General features: G+C 66.8%; 18 protein-coding genes. 6 read left to right on the top strand and 12 right to left on the bottom strand.

The genetic code is table 11. The annotated features are described in order from the left end of the window. Nucleotides 1-106 precede the first annotated feature (106 nt). The 8 genes from hprK to AC3WRR_RS27580 form a co-directional block, all read right to left on the bottom strand. Nucleotides 107-1078: an HPr(Ser) kinase/phosphatase gene (hprK, locus tag AC3WRR_RS27615; RefSeq protein ID WP_010814384.1), complete on the bottom strand. Its 972-nt coding sequence runs from the start codon at nucleotides 1076-1078 to the stop codon at nucleotides 107-109. A gap of 81 nt (nucleotides 1079-1159) precedes the next feature. Then, a complete protein-coding gene (gene ptsN / locus AC3WRR_RS27610; RefSeq protein ID WP_010814385.1) occupies nucleotides 1160-1615 on the bottom strand; it encodes a PTS IIA-like nitrogen regulatory protein PtsN in 456 nt (151 codons plus the stop codon). 456 nt (nucleotides 1616-2071) lie between these two features. Beyond that, nucleotides 2072-2422 carry a ribosome hibernation-promoting factor, HPF/YfiA family gene (gene hpf, locus AC3WRR_RS27605; protein WP_010814386.1) on the bottom strand — a complete coding sequence of 117 codons (351 nt, stop codon included), beginning with the start codon at nucleotides 2420-2422 and terminating at the stop codon, nucleotides 2072-2074. A 48-nt stretch (nucleotides 2423-2470) separates the two neighbouring features. Beyond that, nucleotides 2471-3952, bottom strand: coding sequence for an RNA polymerase factor sigma-54 (locus AC3WRR_RS27600; RefSeq protein ID WP_492298644.1), 1482 nt, complete (start codon nucleotides 3950-3952; stop codon nucleotides 2471-2473). A gap of 133 nt (nucleotides 3953-4085) precedes the next feature. Then, the gene (gene lptB, locus AC3WRR_RS27595) at nucleotides 4086-4886 is read right to left on the bottom strand and encodes an LPS export ABC transporter ATP-binding protein (RefSeq protein WP_010814388.1); all 801 of its coding nucleotides are present in this window, start codon (nucleotides 4884-4886) and stop codon (nucleotides 4086-4088) included. Nucleotides 4887-4954: 68 nt separating this feature from the next. Further along, on the bottom strand, nucleotides 4955-5605 hold the full coding sequence (gene lptA, locus AC3WRR_RS27590; RefSeq protein WP_011614488.1) for a lipopolysaccharide transport periplasmic protein LptA: 651 nt from the start codon (nucleotides 5603-5605) through the stop codon (nucleotides 4955-4957). A gap of 67 nt (nucleotides 5606-5672) precedes the next feature. Continuing rightward, complete coding sequence (gene lptC, locus AC3WRR_RS27585) at nucleotides 5673-6302, bottom strand: LPS export ABC transporter periplasmic protein LptC (RefSeq protein WP_010814390.1); 630 nt, start codon at nucleotides 6300-6302, stop codon at nucleotides 5673-5675. Nucleotides 6303-6345: 43 nt separating this feature from the next. After that, nucleotides 6346-7329: a KpsF/GutQ family sugar-phosphate isomerase gene (locus tag AC3WRR_RS27580; RefSeq protein ID WP_010814391.1), complete on the bottom strand. Its 984-nt coding sequence runs from the start codon at nucleotides 7327-7329 to the stop codon at nucleotides 6346-6348. Between the two features lie 141 nt (nucleotides 7330-7470). On the opposite strand from AC3WRR_RS27580, the gene AC3WRR_RS27575 reads away from it, so the two are divergent. Beyond that, nucleotides 7471-9450, top strand: a complete 1980-nt coding sequence (locus AC3WRR_RS27575) for a monovalent cation:proton antiporter family protein (protein WP_010814392.1) — start codon at nucleotides 7471-7473, stop codon at nucleotides 9448-9450. 18 nt (nucleotides 9451-9468) lie between these two features. Here AC3WRR_RS27575 and AC3WRR_RS27570 read toward each other — a convergent pair whose 3' ends face one another. Together AC3WRR_RS27570 and AC3WRR_RS27565 are read right to left on the bottom strand one after the other, a co-directional pair. Further along, nucleotides 9469-9843 carry a ribbon-helix-helix domain-containing protein gene (locus AC3WRR_RS27570; protein ID WP_010814393.1) on the bottom strand — a complete coding sequence of 125 codons (375 nt, stop codon included), beginning with the start codon at nucleotides 9841-9843 and terminating at the stop codon, nucleotides 9469-9471. A 100-nt stretch (nucleotides 9844-9943) separates the two neighbouring features. Further along, the gene (locus AC3WRR_RS27565; protein WP_010814394.1) at nucleotides 9944-10522 is read right to left on the bottom strand and encodes a DJ-1/PfpI family protein; all 579 of its coding nucleotides are present in this window, start codon (nucleotides 10520-10522) and stop codon (nucleotides 9944-9946) included. A 216-nt stretch (nucleotides 10523-10738) separates the two neighbouring features. On the opposite strand from AC3WRR_RS27565, the gene AC3WRR_RS27560 reads away from it, so the two are divergent. The 3 genes from AC3WRR_RS27560 (at nucleotide 10739) to AC3WRR_RS27550 (ending at nucleotide 13815) form a co-directional block, all read left to right on the top strand. Beyond that, on the top strand, nucleotides 10739-11311 hold the full coding sequence (locus tag AC3WRR_RS27560; RefSeq protein ID WP_010814395.1) for an adenine phosphoribosyltransferase: 573 nt from the start codon (nucleotides 10739-10741) through the stop codon (nucleotides 11309-11311). Between the two features lie 43 nt (nucleotides 11312-11354). Further along, a complete protein-coding gene (locus AC3WRR_RS27555) occupies nucleotides 11355-11966 on the top strand; it encodes a LysE family translocator (protein ID WP_010814396.1) in 612 nt (203 codons plus the stop codon). A 169-nt stretch (nucleotides 11967-12135) separates the two neighbouring features. Then, complete coding sequence (locus AC3WRR_RS27550; protein WP_010814397.1) at nucleotides 12136-13815, top strand: Na/Pi cotransporter family protein; 1680 nt, start codon at nucleotides 12136-12138, stop codon at nucleotides 13813-13815. 9 nt (nucleotides 13816-13824) lie between these two features. Here the strand turns inward: AC3WRR_RS27550 and AC3WRR_RS27545 are convergent, their stop codons facing one another. Continuing rightward, the gene (locus AC3WRR_RS27545) at nucleotides 13825-14310 is read right to left on the bottom strand and encodes an adenosine-specific kinase (RefSeq protein WP_010814398.1); all 486 of its coding nucleotides are present in this window, start codon (nucleotides 14308-14310) and stop codon (nucleotides 13825-13827) included. A 142-nt stretch (nucleotides 14311-14452) separates the two neighbouring features. On the opposite strand from AC3WRR_RS27545, the gene AC3WRR_RS27540 reads away from it, so the two are divergent. Then, complete coding sequence (locus tag AC3WRR_RS27540) at nucleotides 14453-15046, top strand: histidine phosphatase family protein (RefSeq protein WP_010814399.1); 594 nt, start codon at nucleotides 14453-14455, stop codon at nucleotides 15044-15046. Nucleotides 15047-15171: 125 nt separating this feature from the next. Here the strand turns inward: AC3WRR_RS27540 and uvrA are convergent, their stop codons facing one another. Next, nucleotides 15172-18033, bottom strand: a complete 2862-nt coding sequence (gene uvrA, locus AC3WRR_RS27535; RefSeq protein ID WP_010814400.1) for an excinuclease ABC subunit UvrA — start codon at nucleotides 18031-18033, stop codon at nucleotides 15172-15174. Between the two features lie 366 nt (nucleotides 18034-18399). Between uvrA and AC3WRR_RS27530 the strand changes: the two genes are divergently transcribed. Next, on the top strand, nucleotides 18400-19650 hold the full coding sequence (locus AC3WRR_RS27530) for an MFS transporter (RefSeq protein ID WP_011614491.1): 1251 nt from the start codon (nucleotides 18400-18402) through the stop codon (nucleotides 19648-19650). Nucleotides 19651-19822: the final 172 nt, after the last annotated feature.

Raw genomic sequence — 19822 nt, 5'->3', positions numbered from 1 at the left:
GCTTCCGTAACGGGCGCGATGCCCATTACAGCACAAAACGGAGCATGCCTGAAGAACGTTGACGTTCTGCGTCAACGCCGTTGTAAGCAAATGAAAACGCCGGCGCTCAGAGCAAGCGGCCCTGGCCGCGCGATACTGCATCGGCCTGCATCGCGGCGCGCTGCCGGTCCATGAAGTCGCGCAGCGTATCGATGCCGCGCAGGCGCAGGATGGTGTTGCGCACCGCGGCCTCGACCAGCACGGCCAGGTTGCGCCCGGCCGCCACCTGGATCTTGACCATGTGGATCGGCAGGCCCAGCACGTCGAGGTATTGCGAATCGAGCGGCAGCCGCTCGAACTCGCCGTCATTGCGACGCACCAACTGCACCACCAGCTTGATCTTCATCTTCCGGCGCACCGCGGTCTCACCGAAGATGGTCTTGATGTCGAGCAGGCCCAGACCGCGTACTTCAAGCAGGTTCTGCAGCAGCGGCGGGCAGCGGCCTTCAATGAAATCCGGCCCCAGGCGCACGAAGTCCACGGCATCATCGGCCACCAGCCCGTGGCCGCGCGAGATCAGTTCCAGGCCCAGTTCGCTCTTGCCCAGGCCCGATTCGCCCATGATCAGCACGCCCATGCCCAGGATGTCGAGGAATACCCCGTGCATGGTCACGCGCGGCGCGGAGATACGCGACAGGTACAGGCGCAGGTGGTCGATCACCGCGGCCGACGACACCGGCGTGGTGAACAGCGGCGTGGACGAGCGCGTGCAGCGCAGTTCCAGGTCGGGCGGCGGCTCCATGCCGTCGGCGATCACCAGGAAGGGCGGCTCCAGCAGGATCAGCTCGCCCATCTGGCGCTTGCGGGTCTCGTCGTCCAGCCGCTGGTAATAAGTGATCTCGGGCTTGCCGAGCACCTGGATGCGGTTGGGGTGGATCAGATTCAGGTGGCCCACCAGGTCGGCGGCGGAGGTGGCTTCGCGGGCGAACTCCACATCGAAGGCGCGATCCGCACCTTCCAGGCCGGCCACCCACGAGAGTTTGATGTCGGCTGCGTTGTCGTCGAAGATGGACTGGGAGGTGACGCCGGTGAGTTCCATGCGGTATGACTGGTGGGGCGGTTTGCGAAGCGCCTTGGCGCCTGCCCGGTCTGGTGCCGGCCCGCTTGAGGGATCAGGGGATCAGGGATGCCATGCGATCAGCAACTGATGGACGGCATCGGGCGTGGGCAGCGTGGCCAGCCCTTCACGCATGTCGCGGTCGGAAAGCAGTTGCGCGATTTCGGACAGGATTTCCAGGTGCTGCTGCGTAGCCTGTTCGGGCACCAGCAGGAAGATCAGCAGCGATACCGGCTTGCCATCGGGCGATTCGAACGGAATTGGTTCGGCCAGGCGCATGAACGCGGCCAGCGGCTGCTTCAGGCCCTTGATGCGGCCGTGCGGGATTGCCACGCCGGCGCCCAGGCCGGTGGATCCAAGCGACTCGCGCGCGAACAGGTTGTCCGTCACGATGGCGCGCGCCACACCATGGTTGTTCTCGAAGAGGAGCCCGGCCTGCTCGAACACACGCTTCTTGCTGGTGACGCTGACGTCGAGGGTGATGTTGCCGGGTGGCAGCAATTTGGCCAAACGATTCATGGGCGATGCGCAGGATTTCAGTTAGCGGGCGGACCGTTCCGCCGGGCAGTGGGCTGGCTCCGGCCTGCCGTTGGCCTGGCCGGAGGCGTCCGGCCCATTATAGAGCAGCGACTACTCCCGCATTGTGCAGCGCAACGGGGCAAGCCGGTGCAGAAAGATACATGGTGATGCAATGGTGCCTCCGCGGCGGGGAGCCGGTGCACCGGTGCGGGGCACGGCCAGGATTCCCTCTCTTTGTATGGCGCAGCATACACCTTGGCGCAGCGCTTGCGAACACCCTTGCTCATTCGGGTGAAAAGCATCGGCTCCGGCGCCACAGCCGGGCCGCGCCGCCAGTGCGGGCGCGGCATGCCGGCGGCAACCGGGAACGCGAGGGCGCAAAAAAGCCGCGCTTCTTGGCGCGGCTTGCCTGTTCAATCCTGATTCAGCAGCCCGCTGCGGGGCTGCCGGGCACGGTCATTGCTGCATTTGCGCTGCGGCCATCTGGTACTTGACCGCTTCGCGGTCGTGGCCTTGCACGCGATCCTTGTAGCGGATCACCTGACGGTCCAGCTTGTCGACGAGTGCGTCGATCGCTGCATACAGGTCTTCGTGATGCGCTTCGACAAAGATGTCCTTGCCCTTGAGATGTAGATTGATTTCCGCGTACTGACGCCGGTCCTTTTCTTTATGGTTGTCGACAGAGAGCAGCACACTAACGCCAATGACTTGATCGAAATGCCTGACGATTCGCTCCAGCTTCGTTTCCACGTACTCACGCAGAGGGGGCGTGATGTCCAGGTGGTGTCCACTGATCTTGAAGTTCATAGCGCTTCTCCTTCTGAAAGAGCCTCACCAGGCAGGCGGTGGGCTCGGCTACAAAGACTTGCGGAGATTGACTGCGGGGATCTTCAGGGCTTCGCGATACTTGGCAACGGTGCGGCGTGCGACAACGAAGCCTTGTTCGCCCAGCAGTTCGGCAATGCGACTGTCGGAAAGGGGATTCCTCGGGTCTTCGGCTCCTATCAGTTGCTTGATCAAGGCGCGGATGGCCGTTGACGAAGCCGCGCCACCGGTTTCGGTGGACACGTGGCTGCCGAAGAAGTACTTCAGTTCGAAAGTACCCATCGGCGTTGCCATATATTTATTGGTCGTCACCCGGGAGATGGTTGACTCGTGTAAACCCAGTGTATCGGCAATCTCCCGCAAAACCAAGGGGCGCATGGCGATTTCGCCGTGGCTGAAAAAGTTCTTTTGACGCTCGACAATGGCCTGCGAGACACGCAGGATTGTGTCGAACCTCTGCTGGATGTTCTTGATCAGCCAGCGCGCCTCCTGCAGCTTCTGCTGCAGCCCGGCGGTGCCGGACTCACCCTTTGCGCCACGCAGGATTTGCGCATACATGTCATTGATGCGCAGCCTCGGCATCACATCCGGATTGAGCTGCGCGATCCAGCCGCCGCCTCCCTTGCGCACGAACACGTCCGGCACCACGAAGTCCGCCTCCGGGCGGCTGTATGCATGGCCGGGGTAGGGCGCCAGCGAGCGGATCAGTTCGTGTGCGGACTTCAGCGCCGCTTCATCCACCTGCAGCGCCTTCTTCAGCCGCGTGTAGTCGCGTACTGCGAGCAACTCCAGGTGGCTGGTCACGATGTTCAGGGCCAGTTCGCGCTGCGGGTGCGTCAGGCGCCGCAACTGCAGGGCCAGGCACTCGGCGGCGTTGCGCGCGCCCACGCCGGGCGGGTCGAAGCTCTGCAGCAGCGTGAGGATGGCGTGGACCTCCTCGATCTCGAACTCGAGTTCTTCCGGCAACTCCGTGCAGATCTCCTCAAGCGATGCGCTCAGGTAGCCATCGTCGTCGAGCGATTCGATCAGGAAGATGGCCAGGCCCTTGTCGCGCGCCGAGATCTTCAGCGGCGTGAGCTGTTCCATCAGGTACTCGCGCAGCGTGGGCTCGGCTTCGCGCAGCTGCATCGGCGTTTTTTCGTCCTCGTCGCCCTGGGGGCGGCGGGCAAAGTCGTCCAGGCTCCAGTCGCTGCTGCCATAGTCGTCGCCGTTGCCGCTGTCGCCATAGCTGTCGTCGTCAGCCGCGCCGTCGGCGCGGGCCTCGCCATTGCCCTGCGGCTCTGCCGGCGCGGGCGCCGGTGCGCTCTGCAGGTTGACCGAGCCGTCGGCCGCCACGCGCAGCGGGCTTTCGATCCAGTCGTTCTCGCGTTCGAGCAGAGGGTTTTCCGTCAGTGCCTGTTCGACCTCTTGCTGCAGTTCCAGCGTGGAAAGCTGCAGCAGCCGGATCGACTGCTGCAGTTGCGGGGTCAGGGCCAGATGCTGGGAAAGGCGGAGCTGTAGCGACGGTTTCATGCGACCTATTCTATGCGCATCTTTCCGTTGTTGGAACGGAAATTGCTATCGCTTATGCGGTCTGATCGCTGCTGGCTGTGGCAGGCCCACGTGCGCCCGCGAATAGCCTGCCGCTCCATGGCAGGCCGCTGCATCACATGCGGAAGTTCTCGCCCAGGTAGACGCGCCGCACTGCGTCATTGGCGATGATTTCCTCGGGCTGGCCCGCGGCCAGCACCGTGCCTTCGCTGATGATGTAGGCGTGGTCGCAGATGCCGAGCGTCTCGCGCACGTTGTGGTCGGTGATCAGCACGCCGATATTGCGTGCCTTGAGGAAGCTGACGATGCGCTGGATCTCGCCCACGGCGATCGGGTCCACGCCGGCGAAGGGTTCGTCCAGCAGGATGAAGCGCGGCGACGACGCCAGCGCGCGCGCGATTTCCACGCGGCGGCGCTCGCCGCCCGACAGCGACAGCGCCGGGTTGTTGCGCAGGTGCGCGATCTGCAGGTCGTCGAGCAGCGAATCCAGGCGGCGCTCGATCTCGGCCTTGGGCAGCGGCTTGCCGTTGCTCACCTGCAGCTCCAGCACCGCGCGGATGTTCTCTTCGACGTTGAGCTTGCGGAATACCGAGGCTTCCTGCGGCAGGTACGACAGCCCCATGCGCGCGCGCTCGTGGATCGGCAGGCCGCTGATGTGGTCGCCGTCGAGCACGATATCGCCTTCGTCCAGCGCCACCAGGCCCACGATCATGTAGAAGGAGGTGGTCTTGCCCGCGCCGTTGGGCCCGAGCAGGCCGACCACCTCGCCGCTCTTCACGTCGAGCGAGACGTCCTTGACCACCGTGCGCGAGCCATAGCGTTTCTTCAGGTGGCGCACGACCAGCGTGCTGCCGCCGGCAAGGACGGTGGAGGCTTCGACGGAAGGCTTGTCGGCGATGGTTGCGGTATCGGTCATTGGCACAGTCTGGCGTTCAGGCGTTTCTGGCGCCGGCCGCATGCGATGCACGCAGCCGGCGCCAGGCGTCAGGGTTTGTTGGCAGGCGCGGGCGCCGGCTTCAGGTCCAGCGGCGAGCCGCCGCTGCCCGTGGCGCCGGCCTTCTGGTCCTGGCGCGGCGACAGCACCGCGCGCACGCGGCCGGACGGATTGGCGGCCGCGGCATCGCCGCTACCGCCGCCGGCAGCCGTGTAGAACTCCTTGCGGCTGTCGTAGGTCAGCACCGCGCCGCGGATCTCGTCGACCTGCTTGGCGCCCTGCAGGCGCGCCATGCGGGCATTGCCGATCAGCTTGGAGTACTCCTGCTTGCCGTCGTACTCGATGCGGTCGCCCCAGCCGTCGATGTATTCGTCGACGCCTTCGCGCTTCTGCCGGATGTAGGCCTGCTTGCCCGGCTTGGCGGTGGCCACCGCGAACTGGTAGCCCTCGGGATCGGTGCGCAGTTCGGCGGCGTCGGACTTCAGGATCATGGTGCCCTTGGTCAGCACCACATTGCCGGTCAGCGTATAGATCTGCTTGACGTCGTCATAGCTGGCGTTGTCCGCCTCCAGCACCATCGGCTTGTCGCGGTCCGCGCGCTCGGCCAGGGCGGGCTGGGCCAGCAGGCCGAAGGCCATGGCCAGGGCGAGCAGGGCCGGGGCGGTGCGTCGACGGGACGATGTCGTCAGGGAAGCAGTCATGTTGGCAGGGTTGCTTGAGGGCGTCTGGGTACGTTGGTGCGGGTTGGTGCGGCCCCCGGGCCGGGGCTCAGGACCCCGGCGCGCGGCCAGGGGTCGGCCCGGTGATGATGGTGCCGCGTACATTGCCGAGCAATTGTACTTCGCGCGTGACGTTGTTGAAGATCAGGCCGTTGGCGGTCATCACCGACGGGCCGCGCGTCAGCTTGACCGGCTTGTCGGTCTTGACGATGTCGTCATTGACCAGCAGCTGGAAATAACTGGATGCGGCGGTCAGCTGCGGGTCCTTGGACACGTCCACGCCCTGCTGGCGCATGACGAAGCCGTTGCCGTACAGGTCGATCACCGAACCCTCGGCGTTCATGCGGCCCATATCGGCGCGGGCGGTGACCGGCGGGCGGTCCGGCTCATACGCGCGCATGGCGGGCCGGGTCACCTCGTAGGTCTGGTCATCCTCGAAATGGACCATGCGCTCGCCGGTAAAGCGGATTTTGGTGCTGCCGTCCGGCGCCAGCTCAGTGGCCGAGAAGCGGTCCATGAAGTAGTCGGGCTCATGCTTCTTGGCGCTTTGCGCGGCCGGGTCTTCCTTGGGGGAGTTGATCTGGACCAGCCAGAACGTGCTGCCCGCCACGAAGGCCATCAGCAGCAGCGGCAGCAGCCGCATGACGATGCCGCTGAGGGAGGCGAGGAGTGCCTGCATGGTGTCCTTGGCGTTGTGCCGGTTGTGCCGGGCCCGCGCCCGCTCAGATGACCTTGGCGCGGGTCAGGTCGTGGATATGCAGCGCGCCGGTCAGGCGGCCGTCGTCATCCACCACCAGCAGCTGGTTGATGCGGTTGGCCTCCATCACCTGCACCGCTTCGACGGCGAGCTGGTTCTCGTTGACCACGTGCGGGTTGCGGTGCATGACGTCGCCGATGGGAACGGTCTTCCAGTCGCGCGGGGTTTCCAGAAGGCGGCGCAGGTCGCCGTCGGTGAAGACGCCGATGGCGTGTCCGTCCGGGTCCACCACGGCGGTCATGGCCATGCCCTTGCGGGTGATTTCCATCAGCGCCTGGGCCAGCGGGGTGTTTTCACGCACCTCGGGCACGGCGTTGCCGGTGCGCATCACGTCGCGCACATGGGTCAGCAGCTTGCGCCCGAGCGCGCCGCCGGGGTGCGAGCGCGCGAAGTCTTCCTCGCCAAAGCCGCGCGCATCGAGAACCGCCACTGCCAGCGCATCGCCCAGCGCCAGCGCCGCGGTGGTGCTGGCCGTCGGCGCCAGGTTCAGCGGGCAGGCTTCTTTCTCGACCGCCGCGTCCAGGTGGACGTCGGCCAGCTTGGCCAGGTTGGAGTCGGGGTTGCCGGTGACCGAGATCAGCCGCGCGCCGATGCGCTTGACGATCGGGATGATCGACAGCAGCTCGCCGGTCTCGCCCGAATTGGAGAAGGCGATCAGCACGTCGTCGCGCGTGACCATGCCCAGGTCGCCGTGGCTGGCTTCGGCCGGGTGCACGAAGAACGCCGGCGTGCCGGTAGAGGCCAGCGTGGCCGCGACCTTGCGCCCGATATGGCCGGACTTGCCGATGCCCGAGACGACCACGCGCCCGGTGCATTGCAGGATCAGCAGCACGGCACGGGCAAAGTCGCCGTTCAGGCGTCCGGAAAGTGCGGAAACCGCATCGGCTTCGGTCTGGAGAGTGTCGCGGGCGAGCCTGAGTGCTCGATCCGCATCGAAATTGGCTATCATGGCGACGAAGTATACCAACGAATGCGATGGCGCCTGGCCCGACCCATGGCGCACGTCGTGCTTGCCGTGCTCGCCGTATTTTGCCGGCAGGGTGCCCGTGCCGGGTCGGACGCGCGCCTGGCCGGTCACCCAGACCGCCTGATGCATTCTCCGCTGGAACTGACCCTGGTGCTGCTGGCCGCCGCCGTCTTCGGCGTGGTCGCATTCCGCATGCTGCAGCTGCCGCCGATGCTCGGCTACCTGGCCGTCGGCATCCTGATCGGCCCCCATGCGCTGGGGCTGGCCAGCGACACCGCGCAGACCAAGTACCTGGCCGAATTCGGCGTGGTCTTCCTGATGTTCTCGATCGGGCTGGAGTTCAACCTGACCAAGCTGCGCTCGATGAAGCGGCTGGTGTTCGGCCTGGGCGGCTCGCAGGTGGTGCTGTCGATGCTGGCGGTGGTGCCGGCCAGCTGGGCTTTCAACTGGCTGTTCCCGCTGTCCTGGCAGGCGTCGGTGGCGCTGGGCGGGGCGCTGGCGATGTCTTCCACCGCGATCGTCTCCAAGATGCTGTCCGAGCGCATGGAGCTTGAGAGCGAGCAGGGCCGCAATATCATCAGCATCCTGCTGTTCCAGGATCTGGCGGTGGTGCCGCTGCTGATCGTGATCCCGGCGCTGTCGCGCGATCCGGGCGACCTGATGGTGGCGCTGGGCCTGGCCACGGTCAAGATCGTGGTGGCCCTGGGCGTCATCTTCTTCCTGGGCCAGCGCCTGATGAGCCGCTGGTTCCACGTGGTGGCGGCGCGCCGCTCGCAGGAACTGTTCATGCTGAACCTTCTGCTGGTGACGCTGGGCATGGCGGCGCTGACCGAGCGGCTGGGCCTGTCGATGGCGCTGGGCGCCTTCATGGCGGGCATGCTGATCTCCGAGACGCCCTACCGCCACCAGGTGGAAGAGGACATCAAGCCGTTCCGCGACGTGCTGCTGGGACTGTTCTTCGTCACCATCGGCATGCTGCTCAATATCCGAGTGGTGCTCGACCACGTATGGCTGGTGCTGGCGCTGCTGGTGGTGCCGGTGCTGTTCAAGCTGGTGCTGATCGCGCTGCTGGCGCGGGTCTTCGGCTCGCGCCAGGGGGTGGCGATCCGCACCGGGCTGGGGCTGGCGCAGGCCGGCGAATTCGGTTTCGTGCTGCTGAACCAGATCGACGGCCTGAACCTGGTCGACCCGGTGCTTATCCAGGTGATCCTGGCATCGATGCTGCTGTCGATGCTGGCCGCGCCATTCCTGATCCAGTACAGCGACGCCATCGTGCTGCGCTTTGCCGCCAACGAATGGCTGATGCAGTCGCTGAACATGACCCGCATTGCCGCGCAGAGCCTGCAGACCGAGAAGCACGCGATCATCTGCGGCTTCGGCCGCAGCGGGCAGAACCTGGCGCACATGCTGGAGCGCGAGGGCATCAACTATGTGGCGCTGGACCTGGACCCCGATCGCGTGCGCGAGGCCGCCGCGGCCGGCGATACCGTGGTCTACGGCGACGCGGGCCGGCGCGAGGCGCTGATCGCCGCCGGCATCCACCGCGCCGCCGCCCTGATCGTCACCTATGCCAACACCCCATCGGCGCTCAAGGTGCTGCACCACGTGCAGGAACTGGCGCCGGCGCTGCCGGTTATCGTGCGCACGGTGGACGATTCAGAGCTCGATACGCTGCAGAAGGCCGGCGCCACCGAGGTGGTGCCCGAGATCATCGAGGGCAGCCTGATGCTGGCCTCGCACGCGCTGGTGCTGCTGGGCGTGCCGATGCGGCATGTGCTGCGCGGCGTGCAGGAGGCGCGCGACGCGCGCTACAGCCTGCTGCGCGGCTATTTCCACGGCCGCGACGATGATGAGGACATGGTCGAGCGCGATTCGGTACGGCTGCATTCCGTGTCGCTCGGGCCGCAATCCACGGCGGTGGGGCGGCGTCTTGGCGTGCTGGGGCTGGAGCGGATCGGCGTGGAGGTGACCGCGGTGCGCCGGCGCGGCATCCGCGCCTTCGATCCGGAGCCCGAGACCGTGCTGGAGCCGGGCGATATCGTGGTGCTGCGCGGCCCGCCCGAGGCGCTGGAGGCTGCGGAAACTCGCATCCTGAACGGCTGAGCCAGGGCGTCGTGCGCGTCAGTGCGGACGCGCCTCGACCCAGGATTCCGGCAGGTTGTCGAGCACGGCGCGTGCGTCCAGCGAGCGGATCGGCACGCTGGCATCGGCCGGGATGCGGCCTTCGCCCTGCAGCATCAGGTAACGCAGGCAGCACACGCGCAGGAAGGACGAGAAATTGCCGGCCACCGCCTCGCTGCCGCGATGTTCGGTCAGTTCATCGTGCAGGCGCGTGATCAGCTGGTTGACGGTCATGTCGTCGCGCCGCGCCAGTTCTTCCAGCACCTCCCAGAACAGGCTCTCCAGCCGGATGCTGGTGGCCACGCCATGCAGGCGCAGCGAGCGCGACTGGCTTTGGTACGACGCCGGATTGGCGCGGATAAAGATTTCACACATGGATGCTCCCGTGCGGGCGGCGCAGCCTGCGGGCATGTGCACGGCTCGCGGATGGGGCGGGCCGTGCCTTCACGCGTGGGGGCGCCGCGTGCGGAAAGCTCTAATGTACGATCCGCGTGCCCAGCACGGCAAGGAACTGCGCCAGCCAGGCCGGATGCGCGGGCCAGGCCGGGGCCGTGACGAGGTTGCCGTCGGTATGGGCCTGGTCGACGGGAATATCGGCATAGGTGCCGCCGGCCAGCTTCACCTCGGGCGCACAGGCCGGGTAGGCGGAGCAGGTCTTGCCTTCGAGCACGCCTGCCGCGGCCAGCAGCTGGGCGCCGTGGCAGACCGCGGCGATCGGCTTGTCCGCCTGGGCGAAGTGGCGCACGATCTCCAGCACGCGCGCGTTCAGGCGCAGGTATTCCGGCGCGCGGCCGCCGGGGATGACCAGTGCGTCGTAACCGGCGGGGTCGATCTCGGCAAAGCTCGCGTTGAGGGTGAAGTTGTGGCCGCGCTTCTCGGTGTAGGTCTGGTCGCCCTCGAAGTCATGGATAGCGGTGGCGCAGGCGTCGCCCGCCTGCTTGTCCGGGCAGGCCGCATGCACGGTGTGGCCGACCATCTGCAGTGCCTGGAACGGCACCATGGTTTCGTAGTCTTCGGCGTAGTCGCCCACCAGCATCAGAATCTTCTTTGCCATCGCGCTCTCCTGTATGGTTACGGGTGTCCGGCGGGTGCCGGACGCGGCAGCCCGGCCCCTGGCCAGCCAAGCGGGCCGGCAGGGCCATTGTGCTGGCCGCCCCGATGGCGCGGGTGGTAACTGGTTACCGCGCCGGCGGCCATCCTGCCGCGACCCACTGCGACCCCTCTTTCTGATTGGCGCGCCACGCTGCGCGCCTACCGTTTCCAGACCCCTATGGCAGACTCCATCATCCAGTCCCCCGAGCTCGGCGACGTCACCGGCTACCTGCGCGAGCGCATCCGTACGGTGCCGGACTGGCCCATGCCGGGCGTGATGTTCCGCGACATCACCCCGCTGCTGCAGAACCCCAAGACGCTGCGCGTGCTGATCGATGTCTTCGTGCACCGCTACATGGATGCGCAGCTCGACCTGGTGGCGGGCATCGACGCGCGCGGCTTTATCCTGGGCGCGATCGTCGCGTATGAGCTGAACCTGGGCTTTGTGCCGATCCGCAAGAAGGGCAAGCTGCCGTTCCAGACCGTGGCCGAGGAGTACGAGCTGGAATACGGCAGCGCCACCGTCGAGATCCATGCAGACGCCTGCAAGTCCGGCGACCGCGTGCTGCTGGTCGACGACCTGATCGCCACCGGCGGTACCATGATGGCCGGACGCAAGCTGCTGGAGCGCCTGGGCGCGACGGTGGTGGAGGGCGCCGCCATCGTCGACCTGCCCGAACTGGGCGGCTCGAAGCTGCTGCAGGACGGCGGGCTGCCGCTGTTCACCGTGTGCAAGTTCGAAGGGCACTGAGCCACGCTGACCGGCCCGCAAGATTTCCACGCAAGGAGACCCCATGCCTGACCTGTTGCTGTTCCTGCTGACTTCGATTGCCGTGACTGTGGCCCCGGGGCCCGACAACCTGCAGGTGCTGGCGCGCGGCATGGCGCAGGGCCGGCGCGCGGGGCTGGTCGCGGCACTGGGCTTTTCGGTCGGGTGCCTGTTCCACACTGTGATTGCGGCGGTGGGGCTGGCCGCGGTGCTGCGCTCGTCGCCGCTGGCGTTCCAGCTGATCAAGTATGCGGGCGCGGCCTACCTGATCTGGATCGGCATCCAGGCGCTGCGCGCAAAGGGCGGGCTGGCGCAGGGCGGTGATGTCGATGCGGTGCCGCTCGCGCGCGTGTTCCGCCAGAGCGTGCTCGGCAACATCATGAATCCCAAGGTGACGCTGTTCTTCCTGGTGTTCCTGCCGCAGTTCGTGCGCGCCGATGCCGCGCACCCGGGGCTGCAGTTCCTGCTGCTGGGCGTGGTCTTCATGCTGCAGACGGCGGTGGTGTTCTCGCTGTTCGGGCTGTGCGCGGGCTGGCTGGGCGCCTGGCTGCGCCGCCGCCCGGCCACCGGCCGCTGGCTGGACCGCGCCGCCGGGGCGATCTTCGTCGGGCTGGGGATCAAGGTCGCGCTGCCCTGAGCGGCGCCGCTGGCGCGCATCCGCGCGCCGGTGTTGCCCATTGCCCGCGCGCCGCGCCCATGCCGTTGCCGCTGTCGGGTGACGGGCGCATAATGCCTCATTGACAACTACACGATGACCGGGCTTAGCCTCCAGGGTTTTGTCGGCACTGGTCACACAAAGGCGCACCATGGGCGTACTCCTTCACCTGCTATCAGGCGTTGCCCTGCTCGTCTGGGGCACCAACATCGTCAAGGTCGGCATCCTGCGCGTCTACGGCGCGAACCTGCGCCATGTCCTGTCGACCAGCGTCTCCAACCGCTTCACCGCCTTCCTTGCCGGGCTCGGCGTCACCGGGCTGGTCCAGAGCAGCAATGCCACCGCGGTCATCGTCAGCTCCTTCGTCGGCCAGGGCCTGATCGCCGTGGCACCGGCGCTGGCCATCATGCTCGGCGCCAACGTCGGCACCGCGCTGATGGTGCAGGTGTTCTCGCTGGACCTGTCCTGGCTGTCGCCGCTGCTGATCTTTGTCGGCGTGATCTGCCATCTGACCTGGAAGGGCAGCAGGGCCGGCCACGTCGGCCGCGTGCTGATCGGCCTGGGCCTGATCACGCTGGCGCTCGAGCTGATCTCCATCGCCACCCGTCCCGTGGTGCAGGCTGCCGGCGTCAAGGTCTTGTTCGCCTCGCTGACCGGCGACGCGGGGCTGGACATGCTGGTCGGCGCCTTCCTGACCATCCTGTGCTATTCCAGCCTGGCCGTGGTGCTGTTCTGCGGCGCGCTGGCCTCGGCCGGCGTGGTGTCGATCCACGTGGCGCTGGCGCTGGTGCTGGGGGCCAACCTGGGTTCGGGCATCTCGGCGCTGCTGACCACCTCGGGCAACAACCAGCCGGGCAAACGCGTGACGCTGGGCAACCTGCTGTCGCGCCTGCTGGGCTGTCTGGTGGCGCTGCCGCTGCTGGGCCAGGCCGAGGAGCTGCTGGCGCTGCTGGACCATGACCCGCAACGGCTGATCGTCAATTTCCATCTGCTGTTCAACGTCGCGCTGGCGGTGCTGCTGCTGGGCGCCACCGCGCCGCTGGCGCGGCTGTGCGAGAAGGTACTGCCCGGGCGCAACACCGGCGACAGCCAGGTCACGCCGCGCCACCTCGATACGGCCGCGCTGTCCACGCCAACGCTGGCGCTGGCCAACGCCGCGCGCGAAGTGCTGCGCATCGGCGACCGCGTCGAGCAGATGCTGGACAACATGCTGCGCGTGCTGCGCACCAACGACGCCAAGCTGGCCGACGCCACCTGCCGCATCGACAACGAGGTGGATGACCTCTACACCGCGATCAAGCTCTACCTGACGCGCATCAGCCTGGAAGCGCTGGACGAGCGCGACGGCCAGCGCTGGACCGAGATCATCTCGCTCACCATCAACCTGGAACACGCGGGCGACATCATCGAGCGCATCCTGCTCGATACCAAGGACAAGAAGATCGCCCACAACCTGATGTTCTCGGAGGCGGGAATGCAGGAAATCGCCGAGATGCACGCGCGCCTGGTCGCCAATCTGCGGCTGGGCCTGTCGGTGTTTCTCAACGGCGACCTCAAGAGCGCCCAGGCGCTGATGGCGGAAAAAGCGAACTTCCGCGAGCTGGAGCGCAAGTACGCGCGCACCCACCTGCAGCGCGTGGCGGTGCAGACCGCCGAGAGCATCGAGACCAGCTCATTGCACCTGGATGTGATCAGCGAGCTCAAACGGCTGAATTCGCTGTTCTGTGCGACGGCTTATCCGGTGCTGGAGCAGGCTGGGGTGCTCAACCGCAGCCGGATGAAGGAAGACGATGTGCCGGCGGTGCCGGCGGTGCAGGCAGCGCAGCACTGAGCGGCGACGCTAGAGCTTGTAGCCGAACTTCCGCAACAGCGCCTTGCGCTCGGCCACATCGGCATCGGTCTCGATCCCCAGCGGCGAGGCACCATCGATCACGCCCACCACGCCGCGTCCGGCATCGGTCTGGGCGATGATCACCTCGGTCGGGTTGGCCGTTGCGCAGAAGATGCGGCACACCTCCGGCACTGCCCGCACCGCGGCCAGCACGTTGACCGGAAAGAACCCGTCGCCGAGGAAGATCACGAAGGTATGCCCGGCGCCGATGGCGCGGGCGTTCTCGCAGGCCAGGTCGATCAGGTCTTCATCTGTGCCCGACCAACGCACCAGGCGCTTGCCCGAGGCCTCGCAGAACGCCAGCCCGAAGAGGATGCCCGGCACCGTGCCGACCAGCGCCTCGTGCAGGTCTTCCACGGTCTTGATGAAATGCGAATGGCCGAAGATGAAGTTGGTGGCTTCCGGCTTGGTGACCGGTACGACCGTCAGTTCCATGGCTGGCTCCAGAATGGCGGCGCGGCTTGCCGCCATCCGGTTCATGGTAGGGCGCGGGGTGGTGAATGCAAGCGGGCAGGGATCCTCGCATGGCACGCGTACCTGCTATACCGGATGGACTGGCCCGTCACCGGAGACGCCGATGCCGCTTCTTCGCCTCTTCCTCGCATGGCTTGCCATGGCGCCGTGCGTGGCCGCCGCCCAGGTCGTTCCGGCATCACAGGGCGAAATCGCCGTCAGTGAACTGAAGCGCCCCAATGTCGTCGTCGTGCTGCGGCATGCGAGTGCGCCGGGGGTCGGCGATCCGCCGGGCTTCAAGCTGGACGACTGTTCGACCCAGCGCAACCTGGACGCGAACGGCCGGCAGCAGGCGGCGAGGCTCGGTAGCAGCTGGAAGGCGGCGGGCTTCCGGCCGACGCGGGTCTACAGCAGCGCCTGGTGCCGCTGCCAGGACACCGCCCGCCTGATCGACCTGGGTCCGGTGCGGGTCCAGCCATTGCTCAATTCATTTTTTGGCGCGGATGCACAGCGCCGGGAAGCGCAGACCGCGCAGCTTTCGCGCTTTATCGACGGGCTCGATCCGCGCGGCGGGCCTTACCTGCTGGTCACGCACCAAGTGGTGATCACCGCGCTGAGCGGCCACGGCGCCGACAGCGGTGGCGGCGTCGCGATCGAACTGCAGCCGGGCGGAGCGCCGCGCCGCGCGCGGGTGCTGCCCAACGCCGGGCTGGACTGAAGGGGCAGGCCCGCCTCAGCAGCGGCAAGCTCACCTCATCTTGATACACCTCAACTTGTGCAATCGCTTGCGTAAGCGAGTCGCGACAATTCTTGCCGGGCCTGTATCCGAAAATTCCTAAGGCCTTACCGCTCCAGCAATGGCTTCAGATACTTGCCCGTAAAGCTCGCCTTGCTCCTGGCCACATCCTCCGGCGTGCCGCGCGCGATCACCTGGCCGCCACCGGCGCCGCCTTCCGGCCCCATGTCGATCAGCCAGTCCGCGGTCTTGATGACATCGAGGTTGTGTTCGATGATGACCACGGTATTGCCCTGGTCGCGCAGCTTGTGGATGACCTTGAGCAGCAGCTCGATATCGTGGAAGTGCAGCCCGGTGGTGGGCTCGTCCAGGATATAGAGCGTGCGCCCGGTGTCGCGCTTGGACAGCTCCAGCGACAGCTTGACGCGCTGCGCCTCGCCGCCCGACAGCGTGGTCGCCGACTGGCCCAGCCGGATATAGCCCAGGCCCACGTCCAGCAGCGTCTGCAGCTTGCGCCGCACCACCGGCACCGCGCTGAAGAACTCGTGCGCCTGCTCGACGGTCAGGTCCAGCACCTCGGAGATGTTCTTGCCCTTGTACAGGACTTCCAGCGTCTCGCGGTTGTAGCGCTTGCCGTGGCAGACATCGCACGGCACATAGACGTCGGGCAGGAAGTGCATCTCGACCTTGAGCACGCCGTCGCCCTGGCACGATTCGCAGCGCCCGCCCTTGACGTTGAACGAGAAGCGGCCCGGGTCGTAGCCGCGCTCCTTTGCCGACGGCACGCCGGCGAACAGTTCGCGGATGGGCGTGAACAGGCCCGTATAGGTGGCCGGATTGGAACGCGGCGTGCGTCCGATCGGGCTCTGGTCGACGTTGATGACCTTGTCGAAATGCTCGAGCCCCTCGATGCGGTCGTGCGGCGCCGGCTCCGGCGTCGAGCCGTACAGGTGGCGCGCCACCGCATGGTAGAGCGTGTCGTTGATCAGCGTCGACTTGCCCGAGCCGGACACGCCGGTGATGCAGGTCAGCAGGCCCACCGGCACTTCGGCGGTGACGTTGCGCAGGTTGTTGCCGCTGGCGTTGACGATGCGCAGCAGGCGCTCATCGTCGGGCGCGGCGCGCTCCTTCGGCACCTCGATGCGGCGCTGGCCGGACAGGTACTGGCCGGTCAGCGATGCCGGCGACTCCTCGATCTGCCGCGGCGTGCCCTCGGCCACGATCATGCCGCCGTGCACGCCGGCGCCCGGGCCGATGTCGACCACGTAATCGCAGGCGCGGATCATGTCCTCGTCGTGCTCGACCACCAGCACCGAGTTGCCGATGTCGCGCAGGTGCTTGAGCGTGCCGATCAGACGGTCGTTGTCGCGCTGGTGCAGGCCGATCGAGGGCTCGTCCAGCACATACATCACGCCGGTCAGACCCGAGCCGATCTGCGACGCCAGCCGGATGCGCTGGGCCTCGCCGCCCGACAGCGTATCGGCGCTGCGCTCCAGTGACAGGTAGTCCAGCCCGACGTTGTTCAGGAAGTTCAGCCGCGCCGAGATCTCCTTGATGATCTTGTCGCCGATCTCGCGTTTGGCGCCGTGCATGTCCAGCGTCAGGAAGTAGGTCAGCGCGTCGCGCAGCGGCCAGCCGTTGATCTCGAAGATCGCGCGTGCCTGCTCGCCCTCGCCCAGCTTGACGTGGCGCGCCTCGGTGCGCAGGCGGGTGCCTTGGCAGGCGGGGCAGGGCTGGTTGTTCTGGTACTTGGCCAGTTCCTCGCGCACGGCGACCGAATCGGTTTCGCGGTAGCGGCGCTCCAGGTTGGGGATGATCCCTTCGAACACATGCTCGCGCACGGTGGTGCGGCCGCGTTCGTTGATATAGGTGAACGGGATTTCCTGCTCGCCCGAGCCGTGCAGCACCGACTGCTGCACGTTTTCCGGCAACTCCTCGAACGGGGTCTCGGTGTCGAAGTCGTAGTACGCTGCCAGGCCTTGCAGCATCTGGAAGTAGAACTGGTTGCGGCGGTCCCAGCCCTTGATCGCGCCCGAGGCCAGCGACAGGTTGGGGAAGGCCACCACGCGCTTGGGATCGAAGAAGGTGATCTGGCCCAGCCCGTCGCAGCTAGGGCAGGCGCCCATCGGGTTGTTGAACGAGAACAGCCGCGGCTCCAGCTCCTGCAGCGAGTACGAGCAGATCGGGCAGGCAAACTTGGAGCTGAACATATGCTCCTTGCCGCTGTCGAGTTCCAGCGCAAGCGCGCGGCCATCGGCTAGGCGCAACGCGGTCTCGAACGATTCGGCCAGGCGCTGCTTGATGTCGGCGCGCACCTTGACGCGGTCCACCACCACTTCAATGGTGTGCTTCTCGGTCTTCTTCAGTTTCGGCAGCGCATCGACCTCATAGACCTTGGCCTCGGCCTCGTGCGCGGTGCCGCCGCCCGAGCGGATGCGAAAGCGCACGAAGCCCTGCGCCTGCATGCTGTCGAACAGGTCCGAATGCTCGCCCTTGCGGTCGGCCACCACTGGCGCCAGGATCATCAGCTTGGTGTCCTCGGGCAGCGCCAGCGCGGCGTCCACCATCTGCGACACGCTCTGCGCTTGCAGCGGCAGGTTGTGGTCGGGGCAGTAGGGCGTGCCGGCGCGGGCGTACAGCAGGCGCAGGTAGTCGTGGATCTCGGTGACGGTGCCGACAGTCGAACGCGGGTTGTGGCTGGTGGCCTTCTGCTCGATCGAGATCGCCGGCGACAGGCCTTCGATCAGGTCCACGTCCGGCTTTTCCATCAGCTGCAGGAACTGGCGGGCATAGGCGGACAGAGACTCCACGTAGCGGCGCTGGCCCTCGGCATAGAGCGTGTCGAAGGCAAGCGAGGACTTGCCCGAGCCCGACAGGCCGGTGATCACGATCAGCCGGTTGCGCGGCAGGTCGAGATTGATGTTCTTCAGGTTGTGGGTACGCGCCCCACGGATCTTGATTTCTTCCATATGCCGAAAAGTCGTCGCCAGACAGGCCGCCCTGCCGGGGTTGGCAAGGCTGTCTGAAGGAATCGCAAAACCCAGAAACAAGTACCGTATTTGGCACTTCCGACCGCTGGCGACGGCCGGAATGCGCGCCCGGGCACACGCCCGGGGGCCAGCTGGCATGGCCAGGTGACCCGGGAAGCGCGAAGGAGCAAACCTGTTAATATACCCAACTTCGGTTTCCGGGGTGGCCCGCGCCATGCAGGCGCCCGGCGAAGCCGCCGCCGGCCCCGGGTTCCGGGCGGCAACTTCCCCCCGCGATCCCGATCGAAACTGCCGTTGCGATGCACCGGCAGCCAGCCTGACAGATTCCACGATCCCACGATCGCAATGCCGTCGATCCAGTCTTCTTCCCCGGGTGCGGGTGCCGCTGACGCATCCCAGGCCCCCGCCCGCGAACGCATGACCCGCGCCGAGCTGCGCGCCGCCGTGTCGCTGGCCAGCATCTTCGCGCTGCGCATGCTGGGCCTGTTCCTGATCCTGCCCGTCTTTGCCGAATACGCGCACAGCCTGCCCGACGGGCACGACGCCCAGCGCGTGGGCCTGGCCATGGGCATCTATGGCCTGATGCAGGCATTCCTGCACATCCCGCTGGGCTGGCTGTCCGACCGCATCGGGCGCAAGCCGGTGATGGTGGCCGGGCTGCTGCTGTTCATCGCCGGCGGGCTGGTGGCCGCCTTTTCCGACACGCTCAGCGGCATCATCGCCGGCCGCGCGCTGCAGGGCACGGGCGCGATCTCCGCGGCCATCACTGCCTGCATCGCCGACCTGACGCGCGAACGGCATCGCACCAAGGCGATGGCGATGGTGGGCGGCAGCATCGGCCTGACCTTCGCGCTGTCGCTGGTGATTGCCTCGCCGCTGCTGCACAGCATCGGCATGTCCGGCATCTTCGGGCTGATGTCGGTGCTGGGGCTGGTGGCCATCGGCGTGACGCTGTTCCTGGTGCCGACCCCGCCGCCGCCGCATCCGGTGCGCCTGCCGTTCCGCAAGGTGCTGCTCAACGCCGACCTGGCGCGCCTGAACGTCGGCGTGCTGGCGCTGCACGCTTCCCAGGTGGCCATGTTCATGGTGGTGCCCACCATGCTGGCCGATGCCGGCATGCCGCTGGACCAGCACTGGAAGGTCTACCTGCCGGTGGTGCTGGTGTCCTTCGTGCTGATGCTGGGCCCGATGATGGCGGCCGAGCGCTACGGCCGCGTGCGCCCGGTGCTGCTGGGCGCGGTCGCGCTGATGACCGCGGTGCAGCTGCTGTTTGCCGCCGTGCACGGGCTGTGGGCCATCGTCGGCGTGCTGCTGCTCTTCTTCGTCGCGTTCAACGTGCTGGAAGCGATGCAGCCTTCGCTGGTGTCGCGCTACGCCGCGGCCGCGCGCGGGGCGGCGCTGGGCGTCTACAACACCACGCAGGCGCTGGGCCTGTTCCTGGGCGGCGCGGCCGGTGGCTGGCTGCTCAAGCACGAGGGGCGCAGCGCCGTGTTCGTCGGTTGCGCGGTGGTGCTGTTGCTCTGGCTTATAATCGCCTGGAGCATGAAGGCGCCGCCGGCGCGCGGGCAGGAAGCTGCACCGGCAACGCCGGCCTGATCCGCATCACATCGTAAAGAATCCGGCCTGGAAAAGGCCTAGCATGATCGCGCCACCCGACGTCTGGCCGGGGGCGCGATGTTCGTTTACGTCGCCGCAGTATCGCGTCACACTACATCCGCTTTACCGTCATCGTATTGCCACGCTTTTCAACACAGCGCGTGGCTTTTGG

The organism is Cupriavidus sp. FW305-3-2-15-C-LB2 (assembly GCF_058787575.1).
This window is presented reverse-complemented; position numbering and strand designations above follow the sequence as displayed.

Excerpts from the sequence above, each read along its gene's own strand:
- hprK (WP_010814384.1), bottom strand. The coding sequence starts at position 1,078 with ATGGAACTCACCGGCGTCACCTCCCAGTCCATCTTCGACGACAACGCA.
- ptsN (WP_010814385.1), bottom strand. The coding sequence starts at position 1,615 with ATGAATCGTTTGGCCAAATTGCTGCCACCCGGCAACATCACCCTCGAC.
- hpf (WP_010814386.1), bottom strand. The coding sequence starts at position 2,422 with ATGAACTTCAAGATCAGTGGACACCACCTGGACATCACGCCCCCTCTG.
- AC3WRR_RS27600 (WP_492298644.1), bottom strand. The coding sequence starts at position 3,952 with ATGAAACCGTCGCTACAGCTCCGCCTTTCCCAGCATCTGGCCCTGACC.
- lptB (WP_010814388.1), bottom strand. The coding sequence starts at position 4,886 with ATGACCGATACCGCAACCATCGCCGACAAGCCTTCCGTCGAAGCCTCC.
- lptA (WP_011614488.1), bottom strand. The coding sequence starts at position 5,605 with ATGACTGCTTCCCTGACGACATCGTCCCGTCGACGCACCGCCCCGGCC.
- lptC (WP_010814390.1), bottom strand. The coding sequence starts at position 6,302 with ATGCAGGCACTCCTCGCCTCCCTCAGCGGCATCGTCATGCGGCTGCTG.
- AC3WRR_RS27580 (WP_010814391.1), bottom strand. The coding sequence starts at position 7,329 with ATGATAGCCAATTTCGATGCGGATCGAGCACTCAGGCTCGCCCGCGAC.
- AC3WRR_RS27575 (WP_010814392.1), top strand. The coding sequence starts at position 7,471 with ATGCATTCTCCGCTGGAACTGACCCTGGTGCTGCTGGCCGCCGCCGTC.
- AC3WRR_RS27570 (WP_010814393.1), bottom strand. The coding sequence starts at position 9,843 with ATGTGTGAAATCTTTATCCGCGCCAATCCGGCGTCGTACCAAAGCCAG.
- AC3WRR_RS27565 (WP_010814394.1), bottom strand. The coding sequence starts at position 10,522 with ATGGCAAAGAAGATTCTGATGCTGGTGGGCGACTACGCCGAAGACTAC.
- AC3WRR_RS27560 (WP_010814395.1), top strand. The coding sequence starts at position 10,739 with ATGGCAGACTCCATCATCCAGTCCCCCGAGCTCGGCGACGTCACCGGC.
- AC3WRR_RS27555 (WP_010814396.1), top strand. The coding sequence starts at position 11,355 with ATGCCTGACCTGTTGCTGTTCCTGCTGACTTCGATTGCCGTGACTGTG.
- AC3WRR_RS27550 (WP_010814397.1), top strand. The coding sequence starts at position 12,136 with ATGGGCGTACTCCTTCACCTGCTATCAGGCGTTGCCCTGCTCGTCTGG.
- AC3WRR_RS27545 (WP_010814398.1), bottom strand. The coding sequence starts at position 14,310 with ATGGAACTGACGGTCGTACCGGTCACCAAGCCGGAAGCCACCAACTTC.
- AC3WRR_RS27540 (WP_010814399.1), top strand. The coding sequence starts at position 14,453 with ATGCCGCTTCTTCGCCTCTTCCTCGCATGGCTTGCCATGGCGCCGTGC.
- uvrA (WP_010814400.1), bottom strand. The coding sequence starts at position 18,033 with ATGGAAGAAATCAAGATCCGTGGGGCGCGTACCCACAACCTGAAGAAC.
- AC3WRR_RS27530 (WP_011614491.1), top strand. The coding sequence starts at position 18,400 with ATGCCGTCGATCCAGTCTTCTTCCCCGGGTGCGGGTGCCGCTGACGCA.